This window comes from Bradyrhizobium sp. Leo170 (assembly GCF_004296405.1).
In the GTDB taxonomy this organism is placed as follows: domain Bacteria; phylum Pseudomonadota; class Alphaproteobacteria; order Rhizobiales; family Xanthobacteraceae; genus Bradyrhizobium.
Window position 1 is genome coordinate 1 of sequence record NZ_PSRR01000400.1, and the last position, 7,074, is coordinate 7,074.

Here is a 7,074-nt window from a genome sequence, read left to right on the forward strand (position 1 = left end):
CACGAAAACCGCCGCCGCCAAAGCCGCCTCCATGAAAACCGCCGCCACCAAACCCGCCGCGGGCGGACGCCGTATCTATCGTCAAAATTCCAAGCGAGGCTACCGCCAGCAAGGCAACCATCGTTTTACGCAACATCACTGCTCCTCCATCACGGCCTGCCAATACCGGCGCGGCCTGCGCCAGCCACCGCAAGCTCTGCCCGCAGTCTAGAGCGAGTTCCGGCCATGCGCCTTGACGATGCGCTCACTTCTACGCGACCGGGAAGTCGGGCAGAATCGGGCAAGAAGCTTCGCTCTGCCGGCCGACCGCAGAACCGGTCTTGGCGCAGGGCGAAGCAGGCCGCTCCCTTCCGGAACCAAAAGCTCCGGGAGCCATTTGGCCTTACGCCGTGCAAGGTGCGAGGATGCGCAAACTGATCGCTTTCGACGAGGATACGTTCGACAAACTCAAGCAACTCGGGCGCGACAGGATGGCGACGTTTCAGGAACTGGCCGATGAAGCGTTCGCAGACCTGCTCAAGAAGCATGGCATTCCGATCGATCTGCGCGACGCGTTACGCAAGAGCGCCGCGCAGTCGAAGACAGATACCGCCAAGTCGCCAAGTAATTCGCCAAGGCCCAAGGCAAGGAAAGGACGTCACGCATGACGACAGACCCGGATCCGTTTGAGCAGGGGCAGCAAGCGGCGCGCGAAAACATTCCAGCCGAGGCCAATCCCTATCCGGACGGCAGCGAACAACATGCGCTGTGGGCCGCAGGCCACGAGCAGGTGGCCTCCGCGACGGAGGCAGATGAATCCGAAGATACGTGACGGCCGCTCGGGCCCTTCAACCGATCTTGCGGAGGCCCTTTTTGAAGCGCGGCCCGTTGAGCTGATAGAACTTCGCCGCACTTCCCATCTTGGCGACCTGCGCAGGATCCAGTGTCCGGATCACGCGCGCGGGCGAGCCGATGATCAGCGAGTGTGGCGGAAACTCCTTGCCCTCGGTGATGACAGAGCCCGCGCCGACGATGCTCTCGCGGCCGATGCGTGCGCCGTTCATCACGGTCGAGCCCATACCCACCAAGGCGCCGTCTTCCAGCGTGCAGCCGTGCAGGATCACATTATGGCCGACGGTGACGTTCTTGCCGATCACGAGCGGAAAGCCGAGGTCGGTGTGGCAGGTGGAATTGTCCTGGACGTTGGAGCCCTCGCCGACCTCGATCCACTCATTGTCGCCGCGCAGCACCGCGCCAAACCACACGCTGGCCCCGCTCAACAGGCGCACCTTGCCGATCACGGTTGCAGTTTCCGCGATGAAATAGTTGCCGTCGGCCGGTAGATCGGGCCCCTGCCCGTCCAGTTCATAGATCGCCATGGATGTCTCCTCTTTCGCGGCGACATTGGCACAGCGGTCAAAGGCTTTTCAAGCGAGCGGCCAAAGCGTTTTCAAGCGAAGTGGACGCCGGTTCGCGTGAAGAAAACGCGTCAAAACAAGAATCTGGAGCTTCAGGAACTGTGGCGAAAGCAGCCTTCAGACCAAAACGCCGGCGGCGCGCAGCGTCATCAGGAAGAAGGTGCCGGACATCAGGCTCCAGAAGCCGGCGATGATGGTCGCCATCATCACGAATTCGAAGCGGCGACTTTCGATCCGGGCGCCGCGCAGCGTGTTGCGCATGATGATGAAGGGCGCGGCGAACACCAGGAACGGGACCGCCGCGAACGTCCTCGGCGCCGCGCCTTCCTGCAACAGGCCGAAGCCGGCCGGCCGCTGCGCCATCGCCTGATAGCCGCTGGCGAGCGCACCGGCGAGCGCGAAGCCGAGGCAAAGGGCGAAGAACGAGTTCAGCGCATCGGGCGACATGGCAAACTTCCGCTACTCAACAGACCGCGCGCTTCCTTTGGCAAAATTGCCGCTCCGCCGCTACATCATCCTTAAGAAAGGGTTAACATGCGCCCGACGCCGCCGCGTTTGCGCATGGCTCATCGCTTGCCGGATTCTCTGAAATCATACGGAAATTGGCCGCCGCGTGGCATATTCGCGGGATGATTCGGCATCACGCGAACCCATCCATTCTCGTTCGATGACATTGCTCTCGACGGCCCAGCATCTTGCGCGCGACACGCGCAGGAATCCGCGCGCGCACATCCTGCCGATCCTGATCGCAGCCGCCCTCGCCGGCAGCGCGATCGCGCTGGTCACCTACCTGTTGTGGCCGACCTGGACCACCGTACCCTTGAGCGATCCGTCGAGGCTGCCGGTCAGCGTCGGCGGCACGCTATTCAACGTGCCGCCGGCGGCGGTGCGCATGAAGATCCAGCGCCATTCGGGCGCGCAGGAGCGCGTTGACCTCAGCTTTGCCTATCCCTCGCTCGAACCGCCGGCGCCGAAGCATGTCACCGCCGAGACGGTGGAGGACAAGGTGCAGCCGATCGACAGGATCTTCCTCTCGATCGCGGCGCATCATGATCAGCTTGCCCCCGACACCCGCGTGCGCACGATCTATCCGCGCTATCTCGATCAGGCGGCAAGCACCGACGACGGCCTGACGGTGCGCGCGTTCCGCGACGGCTCGCCCTATGGCGGTGAGGATTTGTTCACGGCGACGTCGCCCACCCTCAGCGCCCGCTGCACGCGCGACGCGCCGACGCCCGGCATGTGCCTGAGCGAACGCCGCATCGACGGCGCCGACTTCACCTATCGCTTTCCGCGAAGCTGGCTCTCACAATGGCGCGACGTTGCCGGCGCCATGGACCGCCTGACGACGCAATTGCGCGGCCCGAAGGGGTAATTCCAACGTCATTGCGAGCGAAGCGAAGCAATCCATAGTGCCACTCGCTGAGGCGTGGATTGCTTCGCTTCGCTCGCAATGACGGTCTTAACCGACGAGCCTACTCAGCCAGCTATTTCGTAGGGTGGGCAAAGCGCAGCGTGCCCACCTTGTCTTGCACCGCCGTGGATGGTGGGCACGCTTCGCTTTGCCTACCCTACAGATCAGCGCAAGCTACTCGGCCAGATCCTCTTCGAGGATCGCCATCTGGAATTGGAACGAGCGATCGTCGTCCTCATCGTCGACGAAGAGGACACCGACGAACTCCTCGCCGATATAGACCTCGGCCGAGTCGTCTTTCTTGGGCCGCGGCACGACGCGGATCTTGGGATTACCGAAGACGCGTTTGAGATATGCGTCAAGTTTCCTGACTTCCTGAACGTCCACGGGCGGTCTCCAATCGGATCGATGATTTTGGGACGGAGTTTTAGGACGGGACGGCGGCAATCGCCAGAGCCTTTTCGGCTCTGGCCCAATCTAATATTTGCAATCGAAACGATCGCGAAACACGAGTGAAATCAAAGCCCGATCGCGTTGAGCATCTGGTCCATGGTGCGCGACGGCTCGGCGCAGCCGGCTTCGCCCACGATCTTCGCCGGCACGCCCGCGACCGTGACGTTGTGCGGTACCGGCTTGACGACGACCGAGCCCGCGGCGATGCGCGCGCAATGGCCGACCTCGATATTGCCGAGGATCTTGGCGCCGGCGCCGATCATCACGCCATGGCGAATCTTCGGATGGCGATCCTCGTTCTCCTTGCCGGTGCCGCCGAGGGTGACGCCATGCAGGATCGAGACGTCATCATCAATGACAGCGGTCTCGCCGCAGACAAAACCGGTAGCGTGGTCGAGGAAGACGCCGCGGCCGATCTTGGCGGCCGGATTGATGTCGGTCTGGAAGACTTCCGACGAGCGGCTCTGCAGGTAAGCGGCGAAATCCTTGCGGCCCTTCAAATGGAGCCAATGCGCGAGCCGATGCGTCTGCAGCGCATGGAAGCCTTTGAAGTAGAGCAAGGGATCGATGAAGCGCGAGGTCGCGGGATCGCGGTCGTAGACGGCGACGAGATCGGCGCGGAAGGCGTTGCCGATGTCGGGCTCATCGCGCAACGCCTCGTCATAGGTTTGGCGGATCAGATCACCCGACAGCGCCGAATGGTCGAGCCGCTCGGCCAGCCGATGCACGATCGAGTCTTCCAGGCGCTCGTGATGCAGCACCGCGGAATAGATGAAGGTGGCAAGCTCCGGCTCGCGGCGAAGGATCTCCTCGGCCTCGCTCCTGATCCGATCCCAGATCGGATCGAGCGCAGCGACCTTGCCGCCTTGCGGATTGACCTGATGCACTGCCATGGCTGGCCTCGCGTGATCTTTGCAGAGCATGATCTTCTTGGAAAACCGGTCCCCACTTTTCCGGATCATGCCCCAGTTTCGGTGTGCGCTATAGCACGGTTAAGCGACGCTTGTCCCGATGAGGTTCGGCAAAGGACAAGCCTCGCTTAACCGCTATGCGGAGACGTCCCATCCAATTGGTCGGGATTTGCCGGAAATCAAGCAGGCTTAAGTCCGATTTCCGTAGAAGAACATTCTCCTGGCGTAGAAGATCATTCTCTTTGCGACAGGAAGTCGATCACGCCGGTCTTGTAGACCTTGTCGCCCACCGCCCGCATGTGATCGCGGTTCGGGATCGCAAGCACTTGCGACTGCGGGATGACGCGGCGGAGCGCTTCCGCAGAGCCCGCGATCTCGTCATTGCTGCCGACCGCGATCAGGACGGGCACGTCGATGTCGGCGGCCTCCTGCCGTGTCATCAGCCGCCTCGAGCCGCGCAGGCAGGCGGCGAGCGCACGACGGTCGGAGCGGGTCTGATCGGCAAAGGCACGGAAGGTGCGGCCGACCGGATCGGTGACATCCTCCAGCGACGGCGCCTCCAGCGCGACAGCGACATTCTCCCCGGGGCCGCCGCCTTCGATCAGGCCGATGCCGATACCGCCGAGAATCGCCGAGCGCAGCCGCTGCGGCTCATTGTGTGCCAGCACCGCCGTCATCCGCGAGCCCAGCGAATAACCCATGATATCCGCGCGCGGGATGCCGAGATGATCCATCAGCGCGATCACGTCGCTTGCCATGACGGCGATGTCGTATTGCGCGGGATCGTAGAGCTTGGCGGACTCGCCATGGCCGCGATTGTCCAGCGCGATCACGCGGCGGCCGTCCTTGCGCAGTTCCGAGACCCAGCCGGGATAGACCCAGTTCACGTTCTTGCTTGAGGCAAAGCCGTGCACGAGGAAAATCGGATCGCCCTCGCCTTCGTCGAGATAGGCGATCTCAACAGCGCCGTGATGAAAACTCGGCATCGCGCCTTCCGTTGTTTGAGGGATTTTCCTGGATTGGCGACCGGCGAACGATCGCAGAGATTAGCCGCAGGCGGTAGGGCCCGCCACCGCAACCTCGGATGGCGCTCCCGCCATCGCGAGTTGTTTCCGCAGGCGCCGCGCCTTGCTCCGCCGCAGCCATGCCAGCGTCAGGCGCTCGGTGGTCGCCTTGATTGAGGACAGGAAGCCGAACAGCGTCAGCAGCGCGCCGAACAGCCACATCGTGAGGTTGAACGTGCCGGCAGCGAGCAGCAGCGCGCCGCGGCCGAACAATTTCAGGATCGCGCGGGTCTGGCTGCCCTTCGCTTCCGCCAGCCGCGCGGCACGCGCGACGTCCTTCGGCCCCTCCGCTATCTTGAGCGTCTCCAGCGCGCCGCGGGTGCCGGCCTTCTCGCCAATGCGCCCGACATCCTTGGCAAGGCGGACCAGCGCCCCGGCCTTTTCCACGCGGAACGCGGCCTTGATCGCGGTCATCGTCTGGCCCGGACGGAGCGCGGAAGCCGAGGCGACAGCCTCCTGCAGCATCGGCGCATCCACGACTTGGCGCGCCGAGCGGCCGGCCCAGGCCGTTAGCCCCTCGCTGATCCGGCCGACCTTGCGCGCATCCTTGACCAGCGACAGCCCGGCGCGCACCGGCGCGACACCGCCGACGGAGACATAGGTCGCAGCCGTCACCGCAAGACCGGCGGCGGCGAGGCCAAGGATGAGGTGGTCGGTGTCTTCGCCCATCGCCAGATGCTTGCCTTCGCGCACGACATCCCTGACATCGCCGAACACGAAGAGATCACCCGCGACCGTGCCGGACAGACTGGCAAGATCGTCCGCGGTGCCGGTGACGAGGCCGGAGGCAAAGCGCTTGGCGACATGCGAGGTCGAGCTCGCTTCCGCAACCGCATCGTTCACGCGCGTGGTCAGGCCATCGCTGATTGCGACATTCTTCTCACGCGCGAGTTCGAGAAAGCTGTTGGCGAGATCGGCGTCATCAGCGGCCAGCGCCTGTTCGATATTCCGCTCGATCAGGAGCTGGTCGTTCCGCAAAGCAGAACTGATCTGCAGGTCGGCCAATTGCGCCGGCTCGTCCTGTGCGGCGAACATGGCATACGCGTCGCTGGCATACGGCCACAGCGCGGCGCCGGCGGCGATGCTCACCAGCATCCCAGCCATCCCTATACTGACCCGCGCTCGCTTCATTCGATAAAACCCAGGGTTTTGCTCAACTTCGAAATAGTGTGCCGTTTTTAAGACACAACAGCCCCGACGAAAGAAGGGCTTTTCTCCGACGACAAGATTGTGTCGAATTTGCATGAGCAAATGGATGGTCGGGGCTCTAGGAATCAACTCCACCCGCCAGTATGGTGCCGGGCATTTCGCAGTGCCGCATCGCGTTGATTGCGTCCGTCCGTTATTGCCATCCCAAGGTGAAGATATGTCCGACCACGTCGTCCCGCACTTCCATAACGATGCCGGAGTCTCGGTGATCGAGATCGGCTCGCAGGAATTCATGTGCGTGGGCGCGAACCCGCCGTTCGACCATCCGCATGTGTTCCTCGATCTCGGCAATGACAACGAGATCATCTGCCCCTACTGCTCGACGCTCTATCGTTTCGCGCCCGACCTCGCCGCCGGCGAAGCGCGTCCGCCCGAATGCGTGCTGAAGGATAAAGTCGCCTGACTATTCGTGGCTGATTGATCCGTGGCGATCACGCGCACCGTCGTTGTTGCGGGTGCCGGGATCGGAGGACTGACAGCTTCGCTTGCGCTCGCGGCGAAAGGCTTTCGTGTCGTCATCCTGGAAAAGGCGCCGCGGCTGGAGGAAGTCGGCGCGGGGCTGCAGCTTTCGCCCAATGCCAGCAGCATCCTGGTCGGTCTCGGCCTCGAACCGCGGCTTGCCCCGC

General features: G+C 63.2%; 12 protein-coding genes. 6 read left to right on the plus strand and 6 right to left on the minus strand.

What is annotated here, in order from left to right; all coding sequences use genetic code 11:
* The 3 genes from CWO89_RS47275 to CWO89_RS46380 form a co-directional block, all read left to right on the plus strand.
* Window positions 1-211: hypothetical protein (locus CWO89_RS47275; RefSeq protein ID WP_207234657.1), on the plus strand; the 211-nt coding region annotated here is incomplete at its 5' end.
* A 193-nt stretch (window positions 212-404) separates the two neighbouring features.
* On the plus strand, window positions 405-647 hold the full coding sequence (locus CWO89_RS38360; protein WP_130583540.1) for a hypothetical protein: 243 nt from the start codon (window positions 405-407) through the stop codon (window positions 645-647).
* On the plus strand, window positions 644-811 hold the full coding sequence (locus CWO89_RS46380; RefSeq protein ID WP_165421501.1) for a hypothetical protein: 168 nt from the start codon (window positions 644-646) through the stop codon (window positions 809-811). Before CWO89_RS38360 ends, CWO89_RS46380 begins: the two co-directional genes overlap by 4 nt.
* 16 nt (window positions 812-827) lie before the next feature.
* Here the strand turns inward: CWO89_RS46380 and CWO89_RS38365 are convergent, their stop codons facing one another.
* Together CWO89_RS38365 and CWO89_RS38370 are read right to left on the minus strand one after the other, a co-directional pair.
* Window positions 828-1,358, minus strand: coding sequence for a gamma carbonic anhydrase family protein (locus CWO89_RS38365; RefSeq protein WP_130583541.1), 531 nt, complete (start codon window positions 1,356-1,358; stop codon window positions 828-830).
* Between the two features lie 156 nt (window positions 1,359-1,514).
* Window positions 1,515-1,844 carry a DUF6949 family protein gene (locus CWO89_RS38370; RefSeq protein ID WP_130583542.1) on the minus strand — a complete coding sequence of 110 codons (330 nt, stop codon included), beginning with the start codon at window positions 1,842-1,844 and terminating at the stop codon, window positions 1,515-1,517.
* A 220-nt stretch (window positions 1,845-2,064) separates the two neighbouring features.
* Here CWO89_RS38370 and CWO89_RS38375 point away from each other — a divergent pair, with 220 nt between their 5' ends.
* A complete protein-coding gene (locus tag CWO89_RS38375) occupies window positions 2,065-2,772 on the plus strand; it encodes a hypothetical protein (protein ID WP_165421502.1) in 708 nt (235 codons plus the stop codon).
* Window positions 2,773-2,985: 213 nt separating this feature from the next.
* Here the strand turns inward: CWO89_RS38375 and CWO89_RS38380 are convergent, their stop codons facing one another.
* The 4 genes from CWO89_RS38380 to CWO89_RS38395 all read right to left on the minus strand — a co-directional run bounded on the left by CWO89_RS38380 (window position 2,986) and on the right by CWO89_RS38395 (window position 6,370).
* On the minus strand, window positions 2,986-3,198 hold the full coding sequence (locus CWO89_RS38380; protein WP_027583509.1) for a DUF3126 family protein: 213 nt from the start codon (window positions 3,196-3,198) through the stop codon (window positions 2,986-2,988).
* A gap of 131 nt (window positions 3,199-3,329) precedes the next feature.
* Complete coding sequence (gene cysE / locus CWO89_RS38385; protein WP_130583544.1) at window positions 3,330-4,157, minus strand: serine O-acetyltransferase; 828 nt, start codon at window positions 4,155-4,157, stop codon at window positions 3,330-3,332.
* 251 nt (window positions 4,158-4,408) lie between these two features.
* A complete protein-coding gene (locus CWO89_RS38390) occupies window positions 4,409-5,161 on the minus strand; it encodes an alpha/beta fold hydrolase (RefSeq protein WP_130583545.1) in 753 nt (250 codons plus the stop codon).
* A gap of 60 nt (window positions 5,162-5,221) precedes the next feature.
* A complete protein-coding gene (locus CWO89_RS38395; protein WP_130583546.1) occupies window positions 5,222-6,370 on the minus strand; it encodes a hypothetical protein in 1,149 nt (382 codons plus the stop codon).
* Window positions 6,371-6,605: 235 nt separating this feature from the next.
* Here CWO89_RS38395 and CWO89_RS38400 point away from each other — a divergent pair, with 235 nt between their 5' ends.
* Together CWO89_RS38400 and CWO89_RS38405 are read left to right on the plus strand one after the other, a co-directional pair.
* On the plus strand, window positions 6,606-6,851 hold the full coding sequence (locus CWO89_RS38400) for a zinc-finger domain-containing protein (protein ID WP_021077734.1): 246 nt from the start codon (window positions 6,606-6,608) through the stop codon (window positions 6,849-6,851).
* A gap of 21 nt (window positions 6,852-6,872) precedes the next feature.
* Window positions 6,873-7,074 (plus strand): NAD(P)-binding protein (locus CWO89_RS38405; RefSeq protein WP_130583547.1); only part of this gene is annotated, 202 nt, incomplete at its 3' end.